Source organism: Streptomyces sp. R-74717, from assembly GCF_047305335.1.
Taxonomy (GTDB): Bacteria; Actinomycetota; Actinomycetes; order Streptomycetales; family Streptomycetaceae; genus Streptomyces; species Streptomyces atratus.
This window is the reverse complement of sequence record NZ_CP102361.1, coordinates 1160882-1177995: the sequence shown is the minus strand read 5'-3', so window position 1 is coordinate 1177995 and position 17114 is coordinate 1160882. Positions and strand designations below refer to the sequence as shown.

The 17114-nt window shown below is 70.1% G+C and carries 16 protein-coding genes and 1 pseudogene; 12 read left to right on the top strand and 5 right to left on the bottom strand.

Annotation, left to right across the window (positions count from 1 at the left end; all coding sequences use genetic code 11):
• Positions 1–151 precede the first annotated feature (151 nt).
• Positions 152–1144, top strand: coding sequence for a helix-turn-helix domain-containing protein (locus NRF20_RS05390; RefSeq protein WP_413752107.1), 993 nt, complete (start codon positions 152–154; stop codon positions 1142–1144).
• Positions 1145–1185: 41 nt separating this feature from the next.
• On the opposite strand, the gene NRF20_RS05385 is transcribed toward NRF20_RS05390, so the two are convergent.
• Both NRF20_RS05385 and NRF20_RS05380 read right to left on the bottom strand, forming a co-directional pair.
• Positions 1186–1920 carry an alpha/beta fold hydrolase gene (locus tag NRF20_RS05385; protein ID WP_398633662.1) on the bottom strand — a complete coding sequence of 245 codons (735 nt, stop codon included), beginning with the start codon at positions 1918–1920 and terminating at the stop codon, positions 1186–1188.
• Between the two features lie 741 nt (positions 1921–2661).
• Positions 2662–3403 (bottom strand): annotated as a pseudogene (locus tag NRF20_RS05380) (IS110 family transposase); the annotation flags it as partial.
• Positions 3404–3758: 355 nt separating this feature from the next.
• Here NRF20_RS05380 and NRF20_RS05375 point away from each other — a divergent pair.
• The 10 genes from NRF20_RS05375 (at position 3759) to NRF20_RS05330 (ending at position 14026) form a co-directional block, all read left to right on the top strand.
• Complete coding sequence (locus tag NRF20_RS05375; protein WP_398633661.1) at positions 3759–5825, top strand: SpoIIE family protein phosphatase; 2067 nt, start codon at positions 3759–3761, stop codon at positions 5823–5825.
• A 121-nt stretch (positions 5826–5946) separates the two neighbouring features.
• On the top strand, positions 5947–7338 hold the full coding sequence (locus tag NRF20_RS05370; RefSeq protein ID WP_413752106.1) for a wax ester/triacylglycerol synthase family O-acyltransferase: 1392 nt from the start codon (positions 5947–5949) through the stop codon (positions 7336–7338).
• A 146-nt stretch (positions 7339–7484) separates the two neighbouring features.
• Positions 7485–8480 (top strand): aldo/keto reductase, encoded by a 996-nt coding sequence (locus NRF20_RS05365; protein ID WP_413752105.1) that lies wholly within the window; start codon positions 7485–7487, stop codon positions 8478–8480.
• 1 nt (position 8481) lies between these two features.
• Complete coding sequence (locus tag NRF20_RS05360; protein ID WP_189279986.1) at positions 8482–8793, top strand: L-rhamnose mutarotase; 312 nt, start codon at positions 8482–8484, stop codon at positions 8791–8793.
• A 1-nt stretch (position 8794) separates the two neighbouring features.
• Positions 8795–9649 carry an amidohydrolase family protein gene (locus NRF20_RS05355; protein ID WP_413752104.1) on the top strand — a complete coding sequence of 285 codons (855 nt, stop codon included), beginning with the start codon at positions 8795–8797 and terminating at the stop codon, positions 9647–9649.
• A 36-nt stretch (positions 9650–9685) separates the two neighbouring features.
• A complete protein-coding gene (locus NRF20_RS05350; protein ID WP_413752103.1) occupies positions 9686–9904 on the top strand; it encodes a hypothetical protein in 219 nt (72 codons plus the stop codon).
• 44 nt (positions 9905–9948) lie between these two features.
• Positions 9949–10701 carry a LytR/AlgR family response regulator transcription factor gene (locus NRF20_RS05345; protein ID WP_413752102.1) on the top strand — a complete coding sequence of 251 codons (753 nt, stop codon included), beginning with the start codon at positions 9949–9951 and terminating at the stop codon, positions 10699–10701.
• A gap of 64 nt (positions 10702–10765) precedes the next feature.
• Entirely contained in the window at positions 10766–11128 is a 363-nt protein-coding gene (locus NRF20_RS05340; protein ID WP_266355390.1) for a hypothetical protein, read from the top strand.
• Positions 11125–12588 carry a cation acetate symporter gene (locus NRF20_RS05335; protein ID WP_413752101.1) on the top strand — a complete coding sequence of 488 codons (1464 nt, stop codon included), beginning with the start codon at positions 11125–11127 and terminating at the stop codon, positions 12586–12588. The genes NRF20_RS05340 and NRF20_RS05335 overlap by 4 nt, the downstream gene beginning before the upstream one ends.
• Before the next feature lie 217 nt (positions 12589–12805).
• Entirely contained in the window at positions 12806–14026 is a 1221-nt protein-coding gene (locus NRF20_RS05330; protein WP_398633654.1) for a sensor histidine kinase, read from the top strand.
• A gap of 19 nt (positions 14027–14045) precedes the next feature.
• On the opposite strand, the gene NRF20_RS05325 is transcribed toward NRF20_RS05330, so the two are convergent.
• Complete coding sequence (locus NRF20_RS05325; RefSeq protein WP_398633653.1) at positions 14046–14564, bottom strand: hypothetical protein; 519 nt, start codon at positions 14562–14564, stop codon at positions 14046–14048.
• Between the two features lie 125 nt (positions 14565–14689).
• On the opposite strand from NRF20_RS05325, the gene NRF20_RS05320 reads away from it, so the two are divergent.
• Positions 14690–14887 carry a zf-HC2 domain-containing protein gene (locus tag NRF20_RS05320; protein ID WP_398633652.1) on the top strand — a complete coding sequence of 66 codons (198 nt, stop codon included), beginning with the start codon at positions 14690–14692 and terminating at the stop codon, positions 14885–14887.
• Here NRF20_RS05320 and NRF20_RS05315 read toward each other — a convergent pair.
• Both NRF20_RS05315 and NRF20_RS05310 read right to left on the bottom strand, forming a co-directional pair.
• Positions 14821–15390, bottom strand: coding sequence for a sigma-70 family RNA polymerase sigma factor (locus NRF20_RS05315; RefSeq protein WP_398633651.1), 570 nt, complete (start codon positions 15388–15390; stop codon positions 14821–14823). The two genes, NRF20_RS05320 and NRF20_RS05315, sit on opposite strands and share 67 nt — an antisense overlap.
• 182 nt (positions 15391–15572) lie before the next feature.
• On the bottom strand, positions 15573–17027 hold the full coding sequence (locus NRF20_RS05310) for an amino acid permease (RefSeq protein WP_398633650.1): 1455 nt from the start codon (positions 17025–17027) through the stop codon (positions 15573–15575).
• Positions 17028–17114 lie beyond the last annotated feature (87 nt).

The following is a 17114-nucleotide window of genomic DNA, read 5'->3' as shown; positions in this document are numbered from 1 at the left end:
GGGATGAGGGCGGCAGGCCGAGCCATGTGACGCGGCGATCGACGGGTCGGCGGCACGGTGCGTGCACCGTGCGTCCGGATGGCTGTGTGGGATCCAGTGATCCACCCCGTCGGTGCGCCACTTCGTTGCCACGAGTGAATAAGGAGTTGCAGTGCCCTCCGTTCTGTCGACCTCGTCTATCGCCGTATCGGAGCGCGCCGAGTTCTGGCGCAACGCCGTCGTCACAACGTTCGTCCCGCTCGTCGTCGATCTGCACGAGGAGGAGCCCTCCACCGCCACGATCAGCAGCCGCCAGCTCGGGACGCTGCAGGTTTCCCAGGTCACAGCCGGCCCCCAGACGGTCGTACGCAGCCGACGAATGATCGCCAGAGGCAGCGCGGAGTACCTGACCCTGACGATGCAGCACCGGGGTACCGCCCGGCTCGAACAGGACGGACATACCGCGCTCGTGCGTCCCGGAGAGTTCTCGCTGCGCGACTCCAGGCGCCCCTACACCAAGGAGCTGACGGAGGCGTTCGGTTTCACGGCGTTCCAGCTGCCGCGGGCCGCGCTGGACGTGGCGGACAACGACCTGCAGACGCTCACGGCGACGGTGCTGTCCGACGGCTCGCCCAGCGCCGCGCTCATTGCGACCTACCTGCGGGGCCTGGCGCGAAGCGCGGGTGACCTCGCCCCGGTCCTGGGCAGCGGGCTCGCCGCCACGACGTGCGATCTCCTGGCCGTCCTCATCCAGGAAAGGACGGGACAGTCGGCTCCTGAGGCCCCGGAGACGGCCCGAGCCATGCTCGCACGGATTAAGGACTACCTGATCAGGCACCTCTCCGATCCTGACCTCTCGCCGGAGGCCATCGCCGCCGCCCACCACATCTCGGTGCGCTACTTGCATAAACTGTTCGAGCACGAAGAGACGACCATATCCCGCTGGATTCAGCGACGGCGGCTGGACATGTGCCGACGCGAACTCGAACGGACACCGGTCGTATCGAGCGTGTCGGCCGTCGCCCACCGATGGGGATTCGTAAGTCCCGCACACTTCAGCCGGGTGTTCCGTACCGCCTACGGGATGTCCCCTCGGGAGTGGCAGGCTGCCGCGCGTGCCCAAGGAGTGATTCGGCGAACGCTGCAGGTGGAAGCAGCAGCCTGAGGCGTGGTCATCCGGCCCCGCCCGGGACCGGGCCAAATGGGTCACGTTGCCCGTCCCTGCGTCGCCTCGATGGCGTCACGGATCAGCCGGAACACCTTGCCGGGACGGGCGAGCATGACGAGGTGCGAGGAGTCGATCTCATACCGGGTCATGCCTGCCCGCTGGTAGCCGTAGCGTTCCAGGTCGGGGTCGATGGCGCGGTCCTGCGTGGCGACCAGACCCCAGGAAGGCTTGGTCTGCCAGGCCGCGGCCGGGGCGTCTTCGGTGAGGGCCCGGGCGGCCAGCGGGCGTTGGGACACCGCGAGGACCCGGGCCACGGTCGTGTTGATGTCGGCCGCGAGCAGTGCGGGGAAGCGCGCGACGTCCACCGACATTTCCGTCTCCGTTCCGCCCGGCCTGCGGCCGGAGACCTGGGTATGGACAAGGGCTCCGGACAGCGGGGAATCGGGGAACTTGCCCTGTAACTCATTCAGACACTCGCCCTCGTCCGGGGCGTAGCCAGCCAGGTAGACCAGGGCTGTCACGTTGTCCTCCACGCCAGCCAAGGAGATGACCGCGCCGCCGTACGCGTGCCCGACCAGGACGACGGGGCCATGTATCGCGCGGACGACGGAGGCGACGTAGGCGCTGTCGCCGACAAGGCTGCGGTTGGGCACTGCTGGAGCCACTACGTTCAGTCCCTGCTGCAGCAGTAGTGGAATTATCGCTGCGTACCCGGAGGCGTCGGTGAAGGCGCCGTGTACCAGGACGACCGTCGGGTCGGCGGGACATGACATGGGGTCTCCCTCTGCGGCAGGTCGATCACGGTGCCCGGCGGTCATGGCGAATTCCGTCGGATCTGCCGCGCAGAGCGACGGCGGATCCGAAGGCGTATGGAGCCTTGGAGCCTTGGAGAAGGGGACACACGCAGACCAGCCGACCGTATGGCGGTGAGTGGAGCGACGTTGCCCCACAGTGCATCCCTTCATGCCGTCGGGTGCACTATTGCACCGTTCCGGGCAGCGGCAGACAACCCTCCCTGGGATCTGCGGCGGGAGTAGACGGACGTTGTTGACGTTGTTGGGCGCGATCTCGACGTCCATTGCCTCGCACACCGCCCGCGCCCGTAACGGGGCGTCGGCTGTGGCGAGCACCGCCATGATCTGCTGGTAGGCAGGATGATCCGGCAGCTTCGGGGCCGCGGCGTGGGTGGCCGCGGATCGGGCAGCTCCAACAGCGTCTTGCGAGTGATCCGGGTCTCCTCGGCGGCCGTGTCGAACCCGTCCAGCAGCGCGGTCAGCTCCGCGATCTTCTCCCGGGCCGCCTCGGCCTGTGCGACGATCTCCCGCTCTTCCAGCCGCGCCAGCGCCGCCCCCAAGGCCAGCTCTCCACCGGTCATGCGCCGCGCCAGGTGGGAGCGGAGGTCCCGGTCAGCATCCTCGACATGCGGTCGCTTATGGCCCAGTACACCCTCGACTCGGCCGAGGCGGGCCGATGCTCGTAGTCGCGCACCAGCCTGCGGTGCAGCATCACGACCCGGAGCGGGCCAGGGGCGGCACCACGACATCCAGGGTGCCGGTGCCGGGCACCACGACGGTCTGTTCGTCGAGCGCGTCGAAGACCTCGTCGGTCAACCGGGCGGCCATGCGCGGGGCCTTGGGCCGGATCACTTCGACGAGCCTGTGGCGACCGGCTTTCCGCAGTGCGGCCGGAGAGCCGTGTCGCTCGAGGAGCCAGGTGACCGCCTGGTGGTCGAGGCGGGGGCCGAGGACACGTTCGAGGCTGGGGTGGAACTGGGTGAGCAGGCCGCGTATGCGATTGCTGGTGCGGGTGGCCTCGGCCGCGAGGTCCTGGTCGAAGCCGACGAGGACCGTGAGCTCGGCGGTGATCTCGTCGGTCAGCTCCAGCGAGCGCGGGTGTGTGGCATGGTGCGGGCGGCGTCCGCGATCATTGCCGCATCCTTGGCGTCGGTCTTGGCCTCGCCCGGGTAGAGGTCGGCGATGCGCCGCATCGCCAGGCCGGGCAGTTAGGCGACCTTGCAGCCGGTGTCCCGGGCGACCGTCAGGGGCAAGGCTCCGATCGAGGCGGGCTGGTCCACGATCACCAGCACGGTGCCGAACTTTGTGCGAGCTTGTCGAGCACGTCCCGCAGTTTCGGCTCGCTGTTGGGCAGTTGCTTGTCGAAGACCTTCTTGCCGGCCGGGGTCAGCCCGTGGCCGTGGTGGGCGCTTTTACCGACGTCCAGGCCGAGGAAAACGCCCACGTCACCGATGTCGTACAACCCATCCTCCCGAGCGGGGTTCGTGCGGTGCTGGCCAAGGCGTTGGCGCCGTACGCGCGCAGCCACGTTATGCAGACCTGCCGCCCGCGAACGGCCGGGCATTGCACCTGGCCAGGCGGTAGTCGGACCTCTCATCAGCGTCTCCAACGGCGCCTCTCGGCCCGGTGACACCACCCCCAGGTCATCGCTCGACAGGGGGACACAGTCATGCCGGGCCCGGAGGCCAGCGGCCCTCTTGCAGGACCGCGAAGAAGATAACGGGGGGCGGGGAGGTGCTCCGACCGCGCGACACCGGATTCCCCACCGGTGCGGGGTTCGCTCGAAGAATCGGACAAATAATGGCAGAGTGACCCACATGGATGATCGGGTAGCGGGTGCCCCGTCACTCCCGGACGACTGGCCCGCCCACCCGGATCTCAGTCTCGCCCTGAACCGCATGGGCAGCTTCGACTGGGACCTCGACAGTGGCCTCATGCACATGGACCGGCCCGCACTCGATGTGTTCGACCTGCGGGCCGAGGAATACGACGACCGGCCGGAGTCGCTCGCGCCGCGGGTGCCGCCGGACGAGGGCGTCCGGCTCGACGCGATGGTCGCGCAGGCCCTCAAGGGCGGGCAGAGAAATTACGGCGCGTATTTCAGGATCCTGAGGCGTGACGGCACTCTGCGCTGGACCCATACCCAGGGCTTCATCCAGCGCGACGGGGTCGGCCGGCCCCGTCGCATCATCGGCATCGTCCGCGACGCCACCCAGGAGCTGGCCGACTCCACCGCCCGCCGCGAACTGGACATGGAGCGGCAGCGCCGCACCAGCCTGGTGGAGGGCACCACGGCCGCGCTGGCACACGCCCGGACGGTCCGGGACGTCATCGACGTGCTGAAGAACTCGCAGGGCCTGGCGCATCTCGGTGCGACCAGCCTGGTCGTGGGCCTGATCGAGGCGGGACGCATCCATCTGGTGGCGGACGGCCCGGAGGGCTCCTTCGTACCCGGTACCCGTTACACCCGGACGGACGAGCCGTACCCGATGAGCGAAGTGGTGACCACGCTCTCGCCCCGCTTCATCGAGTCCGCCACGGATTTCGCCACCTCGTACCCGATTCTGTGGCCCCACATCAGCCATCTCGGCATCACGTCCGCCGCCTATCTGCCGCTGATCGCCCAGGCCCGGCCCATCGGCGCACTCGGACTGCTCTACAGCGAGAAGGACGGCTTCACCGGCGACGAACGCAACCTGCTCGTCGCGCTCGGCAGCTCCATCGCCCAGAGTCTGCAGCGGGCCATGCTGTACGAGCAGGAGCACGATCTCGCCGAGGGCCTCCAGCAGGCCATGCTGCCGCGCCGGATCCCGGACGTGCCGGGCGCGCAGGTCGCCGTGCGGTACCGGTCGGCCCGGCTGGGCCGGGACATCGGGGGCGACTGGTACGACGTCATCCCGCTGCCCGGCGGCCGGGTCGGGGCCGTCATCGGGGACGTACAGGGCCATGACACGCATGCCGCGGCTGTCATGGGGCAGCTGCGCATCGTGCTGCGCGCCTACGCGGCGGAGGGGCACAGCCCCGCCACGGTGATGGCCCGGGCCTCCGTGTTCCTCCATGAGCTGGACACCGACCGCTTCGCGACCTGCTCCTACGCCGAGGCCGACCTGACGACGGGGGTGGTGCAGCTGGTCCGGGCCGGCCATGTCGATCCGCTGGTGCGCGACACCGACGGCAGCTGCCGCAGGCTGCCCGCGGAGGGCGGGCTGCCGCTGGGCCTGTCGGCCGAGTTCGGGCGGCTCGAATACCCGGTGAGTACGGTCGAGCTGGACCCCGGTCAGACACTGGTGCTGTTCACCGACGGTCTGGTGGAGCTGCCCGGAGCCGATCTCGATGAGGGCATGCAGCTGCTGACGTCCATGGTGCGCAACGGTCCGCAGGACCTCCAGCGGCTGGCCGACCAGCTCTGCGAGGAGGTCGACGAGCGTGGCGGCGAGGACGATGTGGCGGTCCTTCTGCTGCGCCGACAGGCCGCTCACGCACCCCGGCCGGGCGGCCGGCTCCAGCAGCATGTCGCGCAGGGCGACCCGGAGGCGCTGAGCTCCGCGCGGCACATGATCCGTGCGGCGGTGCGGGCCTGGGGCGCCAGGACGCGGGCCGACGAGGTCGAGCTGGCCGCCGACGAGCTGGTCACCAACGCGCTGATGCACACCGACGGCGGGGCGATCGTCACGATCCGGGTGCTCACCGGGCCCGAGCGGCGGCTGCGGGTCGACGTCGAGGACCGTTCCAGCGCGCTGCCCCGGCGCCGGGACGCGGGGCAGGCCGGGGTGTCCGGTCGAGGGTTGATGCTGGTGGACCGGCTGGCGGACCTGTGGGGTGTGGAGTCGCGGGGCTGCGGCAAGTCCGTGTGGTGCGAATTCGTCATTCCGGAACGCGAATGACGGCAATGTTGAGTACTACCCGACAGTAACAGAACGTAATATGTATGTGCTTGACCGTAACCGACTGCGAACGATTGACTGCGACTCCGTCAGTCGTTGTCTCCGATGACATGAGGACCCGTTGGGCACTGAGCTACTGGCACCTCTCGATCTGGCCTTCTGGCATCTCGAATCCGATGCCCACCCCATGCACCTCGGCGCGCTCGCCGTCTTCTCGCCTCCGCCCGACGCGGCGCAGGGCGCCGGGCCGGAGACCGTGCTGGAGCTGCTGGGCATCCGCGCCGCCGCGATTCCCCGGCTGCGGATGCGGGTCAGGGACGTACTGCTGCCGGTCGGCGGTGCGGCCTGGTTCGTGGACAAGGACTTCGATGTGCACCGGCACATCGAGTGGGTGCGGCTGACCGAGGCTGAGTCGCGGGGCGAGGACGGCGGATTCATGGCGGGCGCCACCCGGCTCGCCGGTGAACTGATGGAGCGGCCGCTCGAACGGGGTCTGCCGCCCTGGCAGATGTATGTGATCGGCGGCGCCGAGGGTGGCCCCTTCGCGGTGCTCGTCAAGCTCCACCACGCGCTCGCCGACGGAATGCGCGCGGTCGCCATCGGAGCCGGGATCTTCGACGAGATCGCCTCCGTCGCCGGTCGTGCCCGCAGCGGCATGCCCGCCCGCCGCGCTCGCGCGGTCCCGCCCCGCTCCTGGATGCCGGGTCCGCGCCAGGTCGCCGGTCTCGCGCTGGGCCGGATCGAGGATCTCGGACGGGCGTTCGGGGTCGGTGCCTCCATGGTGCGGGCCAGTCGCCTCGATCTGCGTGGCGCGCCCGCGCTCACCGCGAGCTCCAGCGGCACCCGGCGGCTGGTCACTGCGGATCTGGACCTCGACGCCGTCCAGCGGATCCGGCGGGCCGCCGGAGGCACGACCAACGATGTCCTGCTCGCAGTCGTCGCCGGGGCGTTGCGCCGCTGGATGCTGGAGCGCGGCGAACCGCTGCCCGCCGAGGACCCGCGCGCCCTGGTGCCGGTCTCCCGCCGCAGACCGGGCCAGGCCGCCGCGAGCGGGAACAAGCTGTCCGCCTATCTGCTCGGGCTCCCCGTCTCCGAGCCCGACCCGTGGAAGCGGCTCCGTACCGTCCGCGCGGCCATGGACCGCAACAAGGCTGCGGGACCCTTCCGCGGCGCCGGCGCGGTTGCCGTACTCGCCGATCAACTGCCCTCGCTGGCCCATCGCTTCGGCGCACCGATCGCCGGGAACGCGGCCAGGATGCTCTTCGACGTCCTGGTCACCAGCGTGCCCCTGCCGCGTTCGGCGCTCTCGCTCGGCGGCTGCCCGCTGCGCGCCGTCTACCCCATGGCGCCGCTGGCCCGCGGGCAGTCCCTGGCCATCGCCCTGTCCACATACGGTGGCCGGGTGCAGGTCGGGCTGGTGGCCGACGGCAAGGCGCTGCCCGATCTGGAGCGGCTGGCGGGCTGCGCCGACGACGAGGTGGCGCAGCTGCTCGCCCTGCTGCCCGCTCAGTGAACGGCCTGCGCCCCGATCGGCCATAGATCGGACAGATTTCTGGGAATGTGCCGCGGCTCATGGTGCCTGAGGTGTTGACGTGCCCAAGTGATCCGATGAATATTCGCTGTGTGCAGGAAGCGATCAACGGGGAGGGCGGCGGAAGCATGCGGCGCAACAGGCTGGGAAGCAGCGCGGTCGAGATCACCGAGCTGTCCTTCGGAGCGGCTGCCATCGGCAATCTCTTCACCGCCGTCGACCCCGCGCAGGCGGCGGCCGCCGTCGACGCCGCATGGGACGAGGGCGTCCGCTACTTCGACACCGCGCCGCACTACGGGCTCGGCCTCTCCGAACGACGGCTCGGCGAGGCCCTGCGCGCCAGACCCCGCGACTCGTATGTGCTGTCCACCAAGGTGGGACGGGTGCTCGACCCGCTGCCCGCCGACACCGGTACGGCCTGCGAGAACATGTCCGACGGTCTCTCCGAGGGCTTCGCCGTACGGGCCACGCACCGCCGCCGCTGGGACTTCAGTGCCGAAGGCGTGCGCCGCAGCATCGAGGACAGCCTGGAACGGCTCGGCCTCGACCGCCTCGACATCGCGTATTTGCACGACCCGGACGACCACGCGGAGGCCGCGTTCGACGAGGCATACCCCGAACTGGAGAAGCTGCGCGCACAGGGCGTCATCGGCGCGATCGGCGCGGGCATGAACCAGACCGCGATGCTCACCCGCTTCGTGCGCGACACCGATGTCGACGTCGTGCTCTGCGCGGGCCGATACACCCTCCTCAACCAGTCCGCCCTGACCGAACTGCTGCCCGAGGCGGCCGCCCGCGGCCGCAGCGTCGTCGTCGGCGGGGTCTTCAACTCCGGGCTGCTCGCCGACCCGCGCCCCGGTGCCCCATACGACTACACGGCCGCACCCCTGGCCCTCCTGGACCGGGCGCTGCGCATCAAGGCCGTCACCGAGGGCCACGGCGTCCCGCTGCGGGCCGCGGCCCTCCACTACCCGCTCGCGCACCCGGCCGTCGCCGGAGTGCTCGTCGGCACCCGCTCCCCGGACGAGGTGCGCGACGCCGCCGCCCTGCTCCGCCGCGAGATCCCGGACGCCCTCTGGGACGACCTGCGCGCCGAGGGCCTGCTGACCGAGGACGGACACTGACATGAGAATCGCCCTGCACACCAAGGTCCGCGCCGACCGCATCGAGGAGTACGAGGCCGCGCACCGCGAAGTCCCCGCGGAGCTGACCACCGCGATCCGCGCAGCGGGCGCCACGTCCTGGACGATCTGGCGCAGCGGCACCGATCTCTTCCACGTCATCGACTGCGAGGACTACGCCGCACTCCTCGCCGAACTGGAGAAACTCCCCGTCAATGTCGCCTGGCAGGCGAGGATGGACGAGCTCCTCGACGTCGCGCACGACTACTCGGCGGACGGCGCCGAAGCCGGTCTCCCGGTCGCCTGGGAGCTGTGACATGACCGGTCAGCAACGGATCGTCGACGCCCACCACCATGTGTGGGATCTGTCGGTGCGCGACCAGGAATGGATGACCGGCGACGGACTCGCCCCGCTCCGGCGTACGTTCACCCTCGCCGACCTGGAGCCCGAGGCGCGCGCCGTCGGGGTGTGCGCCACCGTCCTCGTCCAGACCGTCACCGTCCCCGAGGAGACGCCCGAGTTCCTGGCCCTCGCCCACGACAACGCCCTCGTCGCGGGCGTCGTCGGCTGGTGCGACCTCACGGCGCCGGACGTCGCCGACACCCTTGCCGCGCTGCGTGAACTCCCCGGCGGCGACCGGCTCGTCGGTATTCGCCACCAGGTCCAGGGCGAACCCGACCCCGAGTGGCTGCTGCGCCCCGACGTCCGGCGCGGACTGCGTGCCGTCGCCGACGCAGGGCTCGTCTACGACCTCGTCGTCCACGCCCACCAGCTGCCCGCCACGGTCGAGGCCGCAGCCCTGCTGCCCGGGCTGACCTTCGTACTCGATCACGCCGGCAAGCCGCCCGTCGCCACCGGTGAACTGCAACCCTGGGCCGACGACCTCCGGGCCCTCGCCGCCCGCCCCAACACTGTGTGCAAACTCTCCGGCCTGGTCACCGAGGCCGATGTGCACTCCTGGACCGTGAGCGATCTGCGCCCGTACGCCGACACCGTCCTGGACGCCTTCGGCCCCGGCCGGATGATGTTCGGCTCGGACTGGCCGGTGTGCCGGCTCGCCGCGACGTACGAGGAGGTCGTCGAAGCGGCACACACCCTGACCGACGCCCTCACCGAGGACGAGCGGGCTCGCGTCCTCGCCACCACGGCCGAGCGCGTGTACGGCCTCTGACAGGCATCCGGGCGACGGCTTCGGCAGCCTGGAACCATGCCCGAACTGCCGGAAGCCGAAGCCCTGCGCGTCTTCCTCGACCACGGCCGCCACCCCGGCGAACTCCGCCGCCATGAGCCGGGACCGGGCACACTCCGCCAGATGCTTCTCGAACCGGAAGGCATCGGCGGCGCCGAGTACACCCAGTGCATGGGCGCCGACATCACGACGAGGTTCCAGGGTGCGCATGCTGTCCGGTACGGAAAGAAGCGGTGAATGACTCAGCGCGGAACCCCCGTGTACGCCCTAAACTCCGCCCCATGCTGCGCGTACTCGCCGTCGACGACGAAGAACCCGCCCTGGAGGAACTCCTCTACCTCCTGCGCGCCGACCCCCGCATCCGCAGCGCCGAGGGCGCCACCGGGGCAACCGAGGCGCTGCGCCGCATCGGCAGCGCCGTCGAGGCGGGCCCCGACGACCCGTCCGCCATCGACGTCGTCTTCCTCGACATCCACATGGCGGGCCTCACCGGTCTCGACGTCGCCCAGCTGCTGGCCGGATTCGCCGCGCCCCCGCTCATCGTCTTCGTCACCGCACACGAGGGCTTCGCCGTCCATGCCTTTGACCTGAAAGCCGTCGACTACGTCCTCAAGCCGGTACGCCGCGAACGCCTCGCCGAAGCGGTACGGCGCGTGGCCGAACAGGTCGGCGACCGCTCCGCACCCGCACTCGACACCGCGAACGACCAGATACCGGTGGAGCTCGGCGGAGTGATCCGGTTCATCCCGATCGACGACATCGCCTACGCCGAGGCCCAGGGCGACTACGCCAGGCTGCATACCGACAACGGCAGCCACCTCGTCCGCGTCCCCCTCACCACCCTGGAGGAACGCTGGCGCTCGCGCGGCTTCGTACGCATCCACCGCCGCCATCTCGTCGCGCTGGGGCGGATCGACGAACTCCGCCTCGATGCGGGCAGCATGAGCGTGCGCATCGGCGCTGCGGAGCTCGCCGTGAGCCGTCGCCACGCCCGTGCGCTGCGCGATCTCCTGATGCGCCAGACCGGCCGCTGACCAGGCCCTGCCCGGGCTGGAACCCCTTCCCACGACCGTCCGGTGCTGCGTACACTCCGGGCCCATGTCCGCAGATCCAACGCCCCGGCGTGAAGTGGTGACGGGGGAGCCCCGGCGGGTGCGCCCGCTGCCGCGCTACCGCACCCAGTCGGAGATCGACGAGCAGACCGCACTCGGCGGCGCCTACGTCCGTTCGCTGATGCGCAGCCAACTGCGGGCCGGACTCACCGCGTTCACCGTCCTCGCCGTGGTCGTCGGCACGCTGCCGCTGGTCTTCGAAGCGCTGCACAGCGCCGCGCTCGTCTGGGCGGTCCTGGGGTTCGCCGCCTATCCGCCACTGACCCTGGCCGCCTGGTGGTACGTGCGACGGGCCGAGCGCAACGAACGCGACTTCGCCCGGCTCGTGGAAGGCCGCCCCGCACAGTGAGCCGTACGTACGCGGTGGCGGCCGTCGCGGCCGTCGTCGTCGCGACCGTCCTCGTCGGCGGTTTCGGACTGCGCATCTCCCGTACCACCTCCGACTTCTACGTCGCCTCACGCACCGTACGGCCCCGGCTCAACGCCGCAGCGATCAGCGGCGAATACCTCTCCGCCGCCTCCTTCCTCGGGATCGCCGGCCTGGTGCTCGTGCACGGCCCGGACATGCTCTGGTACCCGGTCGGATACACCGCGGGATATCTGGTGCTGCTGGTGTTCGTCGCCGCACCGCTGCGCCGCTCGGGGGCGTACACCCTGCCCGACTTCGCCGAGGGGCGGCTGGAATCGCGGCAGGTGCGCCGGCTGGTGAGCGTCTTCGTCGTCGCGGCGGGCTGGCTCTATCTCGTACCGCAGCTCCAGGGTGCGGGACTGACGCTCAAGATCCTGACCGGGGCGCCCGGCTGGTTCGGCGATGTGCTCGTGGCCTCCGTCGTCGTCATCGCCGTCGCCGCGGGTGGCATGCGGTCCATCACCTTCGTACAGGTCTTCCAGTACTGGCTGAAGCTGACCGCACTCCTCGTTCCCGCGATCTTCCTGGTGCTCGCCTGGCAGGGCGACGGGCAGCCCCGCGTCCACTTCGACGAGCAGCTCTCCGTGTTCCGCGCCGACCATCCGCTGTACGCCACCTACGGGCTGATCGTCGCGACGTTCCTCGGCACCATGGGCCTCCCGCACGTCGTCGTCCGCTTCTACACCAGCCCCAACGGCCGCGACGCCCGGCGCACGACGGTCGCTGTTCTCGCCCTCATCGGCCTGTTCTATCTGCTGCCGCCGGTCTACGGTGCACTGGGCAGGCTGTACGCCCCCGAGCTGATCCACGGCGGGGACGCGGACGCCGCCGTGCTGCTGCTGCCCGAACGCGTCATCGGCGGGCTCGGCGGGGACGTGCTCGGCGCGCTCATTGCGGGCGGCGCCTTCGCCGCGTTCCTGTCGACCGCCTCCGGCCTCACGATGGCCGTCGCCGGCGTCATCACCCAGGACGTGCTCCCGTCGCGCGGGGTACGGCACTTCCGGCTGGCCACCGTCCTCGCCATGTGCGTACCGCTGGCCGGTTCGCTGATGGTGAGCCGGGTGCCGGTGGCCGACTCGGTGGGGATGGCGTTCGCCGTCTCCGCGTCCTCCTTCTGCCCGCTGCTGGTCCTCGGCATCTGGTGGCGGCGGCTCACCCCGCCCGGCGCGATCGCCGGTCTGCTGCTCGGCGGCGGCTCCGCGTTCCTCTCCGTCGCCATCACCGTCAGCGGCGCCGTACGCCCGCCCGGCTGGCCGCACGCCCTGCTCGCCTGGCCCGCCCTCTGGTCGGTGCCGGTCGGCTTCCTCGCCATGGTCCTGGTGTCCCTCGCCACGCCCGGCCGCACACCTCCTGGTACGAATGCCGCCATGACCCGCTTCCACCTGCCGGAAGCGCTGTGAGGGCCGGGCAGCGGGCTTCGCGGCGTCGCGGGGCCGGGGCACACACCTCGCGGCATTGCCGTCAATCACCAACGCTCCTTCCCCAAGCTCTCGGCTGCGTTCGAGCAGGGGAGACCCCATCTGCCCCAATCCTCCGCCTTGCGATGCACCCACCCGAGCCCCGTTCCTTCACCCGCGCTGCCCACTGCCGGGCCCTCCTGACCTCGTGGAGACACCGATGACCGGGGCCGGATACGCCGTACTCGTCCTCCTGCTGCTCGGCGCAGGCTTCCTGCTCGGCCGCCGCACCGCCCGCCCGGTCCGTACCAGCGACGTCGGAACCCCCGTCGAGCACGCCACCTTCGAGACCCTGCACACCGCCTCGCTCGCCGCGCCCCCACTGCGCGCCGGACTCACCGAGGAGAGCGCCCGAAAATCCGCCCGCAGGCTCCGCTCCCTGCTCGGCACCGACGCCCTCTGCCTCACCGACCGCGACCGGGTGCTCGTCTGGGACGGCGAGGGCGAACACCACGGCCTGCACGTGATGGACCAGGTGCGAGACCTCCTCGCCAGCGGCAGGGACACCGCCTTCCACAGCGACTGCGACGACCTCGACTGCCCGTTGCGCTGGGCCGTCGCCGTGCCGCTCACCGTCGACCACCGGGTCCTGGGTACCCTCATCGCCTACGCCCCGCGTGAATCCGCGGTGCTGGCGAGAGCGGCCGGAGAGGTGGCCCGCTGGGTCTGCGTACAGCTGGAACTCGCGGAGCTCGACCGCTCCCGCACCCAGCTCATCGAGGCCGAGATCAGGGCGCTGCGGGCCCAGATCTCCCCGCACTTCATCTTCAACTCACTGGCCGCCATCGCCTCGTTCGTCCGCACCGACCCCGAGCAGGCCCGTGAGCTCCTGCTGGAATTCGCCGACTTCACCCGCTACTCGTTCCGCAGCCACGGCGACTTCACCACCCTCGCCGACGAACTCCACTCCATCGACCAGTACCTGGCACTGGTACGGGCCCGCTTCGGAGAACGGCTCACGGTCACCCTCCAGGTCGCCCCCGAAGTGCTGCCCGTCGCCCTGCCGTTCCTCTGCCTCCAGCCCCTGGTCGAGAACGCCGTCAAGCATGGCCTCGAAGGAGCCGTCACCGTTCCCCGAGTTCCCGACTCCGTTCGAGCGGAGGAGACCCCGACCCGCATCACCATCCGCGCACTCGACGCCGGTTCGGAGGCCGAGGTCGTCATCGAGGACGACGGCACCGGCATGGATCCGGAACGCCTGCGTCACATCCTGCGCGGTGAGGGCGGCAAGTCGACCGGAATCGGGCTGCTCAACGTCGACGAGCGGCTGCGCCAGGTGTACGGGGACGACTACGGGCTCGTCATCGAGACGGGCATCGGCGCCGGGATGAAGGTCACGGTACGGCTGCCGAAGTACCGTGCGGGGGTGCACGGTTCCTGACCACCCGGTGGGGCGGCGATCAGTGCAGATGGATCGCCAGATGCCCCAGCGGCAGCCCCAGCTGCCAGGCCGGCGTCCACACCTGGGCCGCCTCCTCCGCATCCGCCCCGTCGCTCATCGGTTCCCAGGGCGGCGGACCGATCGTATCGAGGTCGGCCGCGAGCAGTTCGGTCTCCTCCAGCCACCGCCAGGCCGCGCGGGCCAGCGCCAGATCTGGATCCGCGTCGCCGGGCGCGAGCCGCGGGGCCGCCTCAAGTGCGTCGAGCCGCTCACAGACCCAGCCGCGCCAGGCCGCCCCGTACGCCGTCAACAGCCGCAGCTCGTCCATCCGGGCCGCGGGCAGGGCATCGGGCACCCCACCGTCGGAGAGGAAGACGGTGAGCGCGAGCGCGTCCCGCCCCGCTCGGTACTCCAGGGTGGACGGCTCCATCAGATCGCCGGTCCGCAGCAGCTCGTCGGCGATGTACTCCGCGTACAACCAGGCCATCGGGACCAGCAGCCCGCCCCCACTGGTTCCATCCTGACGTTCCGGGCGCATCCCGTCTCGCCTCTTTCTCTTCTCGGCACCGGGCTTCACGGAGCATTGAACCGGGGGAGCGCGCCCTACGTGGCCAGAAAGACAGGATCCGTCATGACAGGATCCGTCCACGACACGAGGATGCGATGACCGTCGATCACGGAGAGGGCGCGCATGTGCGGCAGTCGCTCGGCGCCTATGTTCTCGATGCGCTCACGGCCGGGGAGACCCGAACGGTCTCCCGCCATCTGCAGTCCTGCGACCGCTGCGCCGCCGACTACATGGAGGTCGCGGAGGCCGTGTCGCTGCTCGCACTGATCACCACGGAGGACCTGCTGGAGTAGCCCGGCAGGTTACGGGAGAGCTGACGCAGCGCATAGTGGGACCGGGACTTGACCGTGCCCGCCGGAATACCGAGAGTCCGGGCCGTCTCGCCCACGCTCAGCCCGCGGAAATATATCTGGACGAGGACCGCGCGGTGTTCCGGGCTGAGGGTGCGTACCGCATCGCGTACGTCGAGGGCCGAGACCGTGGACTCGGCGGTGTCCTCCGCGCCCGCGGCGGCCTCCAGCACGATGTCGCTGACCTCGGTCGGCCGGGCCTGCCTGGAGCGGCGCGCATCGATCGCGAGGCGCCGGGCCACGGTGAAGAGCCAGGGCCGCATCGAGGCGTACGGAGCGTCGAAGGCCTCCGGGTTCTGCCAGGCCCGCACCAGCGTCTCCTGGAGCAGATCCTCGGCCCGCTGCCGGTCGCCGAAGGTCAGCCCGAGCAGGAAAGTGAGAACGGCGGGGCCGTGGTCCCGCTGGAGATCCGCCAGGGCCCGCTCATCGGTCGTCGTGGTGGTCATCGTGAACGCCCTTCCCCGCAGTGGCCACTTGCCGCTTCGCTGCCGACTGGCGTATACGAACGCATCGGGGCGCCGAGGAACAGGCGACGGGCGGCTCCGTGCGACGAGCGGTCGCACAGTGCGGCGAATGGTGCGGTGAACGGTCGGGCGGCGGTCGGCCGGGTGTTCTCACAGGCGATGGATCAACCCGTACCTGTACTCGCCCCCGTACCCGTCTCCGGTGTCTTCGCCATCTCCGACTTCCGGTACGAGTAACCGAAATAGATCACCAGACCGATCAGGAACCACACCGCGAACCGTACCCACGTCTGCCACTGCAGAAAGGTGATCAGCCAGATCGAGAACACCACACCCAGGGCAGGCACGAACGGCATGCCGGGGGTGCGGAACGTACGCGGCAGATCAGGCTGCTTGTAACGCAGAACGATCACCGCGACGCACACCACCACGAACGCGAGCAGAATGCCGATGTTCGTCAGCTCGGCAGCCTCGCCGATCGGCAGGAACCCGGCGATCACCGCCGAGGCCGCGCCGACGATCCAGGTCACCCGGGTCGGTACGTGCCGGGTCGGGTGGGTCTTGGCGAACCACTTCGGCAGCAGCCCGTCGCGGCTCATCGAGAACCACACCCGGGTCACGCCGAGCATGAAGGTGAACATCACCGTGAGGATGCCGATGATCGCGCCCACCGCGATCACATCGGCGAGTCCGCTGAGCCCCACCGACTTGAAGGCCGTGGAGAATCCGGACTCCGGGTCGATGTCCTTGTAGCTCTGCATCCCGGTCAGCACCAGACAAGCAGCCACATAGAGGACCATGGAGATCCCGAGGGAGTACAGGATCGCCTTCGGCATGTGCTGCTGGGCGTCCTTGGACTCCTCGGCCGCCGTCGACATGGCGTCGTACCCGAACACCGCGAAGAACACCGTGGCCGCACCGGTGAAGGCACCGCTCACCCCGAACGGGAAGAACGGGTTGTAGTTGGCGGTGTTGATGTGGAACACGCCGACGCCGATGACCAGCAGGACGACCAGGACCTTCAGGACCACCACGACCGTTTCGAAGCGGGCCGCGTTCTTGATGCCGAGGGTCAGAAGGTACGCCACGAGCAGGCAGAGCAGCGCGGCGAACAGGTCCACGCGATGGCCCGACCCGGTGCCGGGCGCGCCCAGCATCCACTTCGGCAGTTCGAGCCCCATCTCCCCGAGCAGAAAGCTGAAGTAGCCGGAGATGCCGATCGCGACCACGGCCACGATCGCCGTGTACTCCAGCAACAGGTCCCAGCCGATGAACCAGCCCACCAGCTCGCCGAGTACCGCGTATCCGTAGGTGTAGGCGGAGCCGGCCTTCGGGATCAGGCCGGCGAACTCCGCGTAGCTGAAGGCGGCCGCCGCGCTCGCCACACCCGCGATCAGGAAGGAGATCAGGACCGCGGGCCCGGCGGTGCCGTTCGCCACCGTGCCGGCGAGGGTGAAGATACCCGCGCCGATGATGCCGCCCACGCCGATCGCCGTGAGCTGCCACAACCCGAGCGTTCTGGTGAGCTGAGTGGTGGCGTCCCCCGCCGGCCCCTTCTCGTCGATCTGCTCGATCGGCTTGCGGCGCAGTACACCCTCGCCCACTCGGAGCCTTGCCATGAGTCACCCTCTCCGCTGACGGCTGTCCCTGACGGGCGCTCATGATGGCCCAGGTGGGTCCGGTGCGAAAGACGGCGTGCCGTCCGA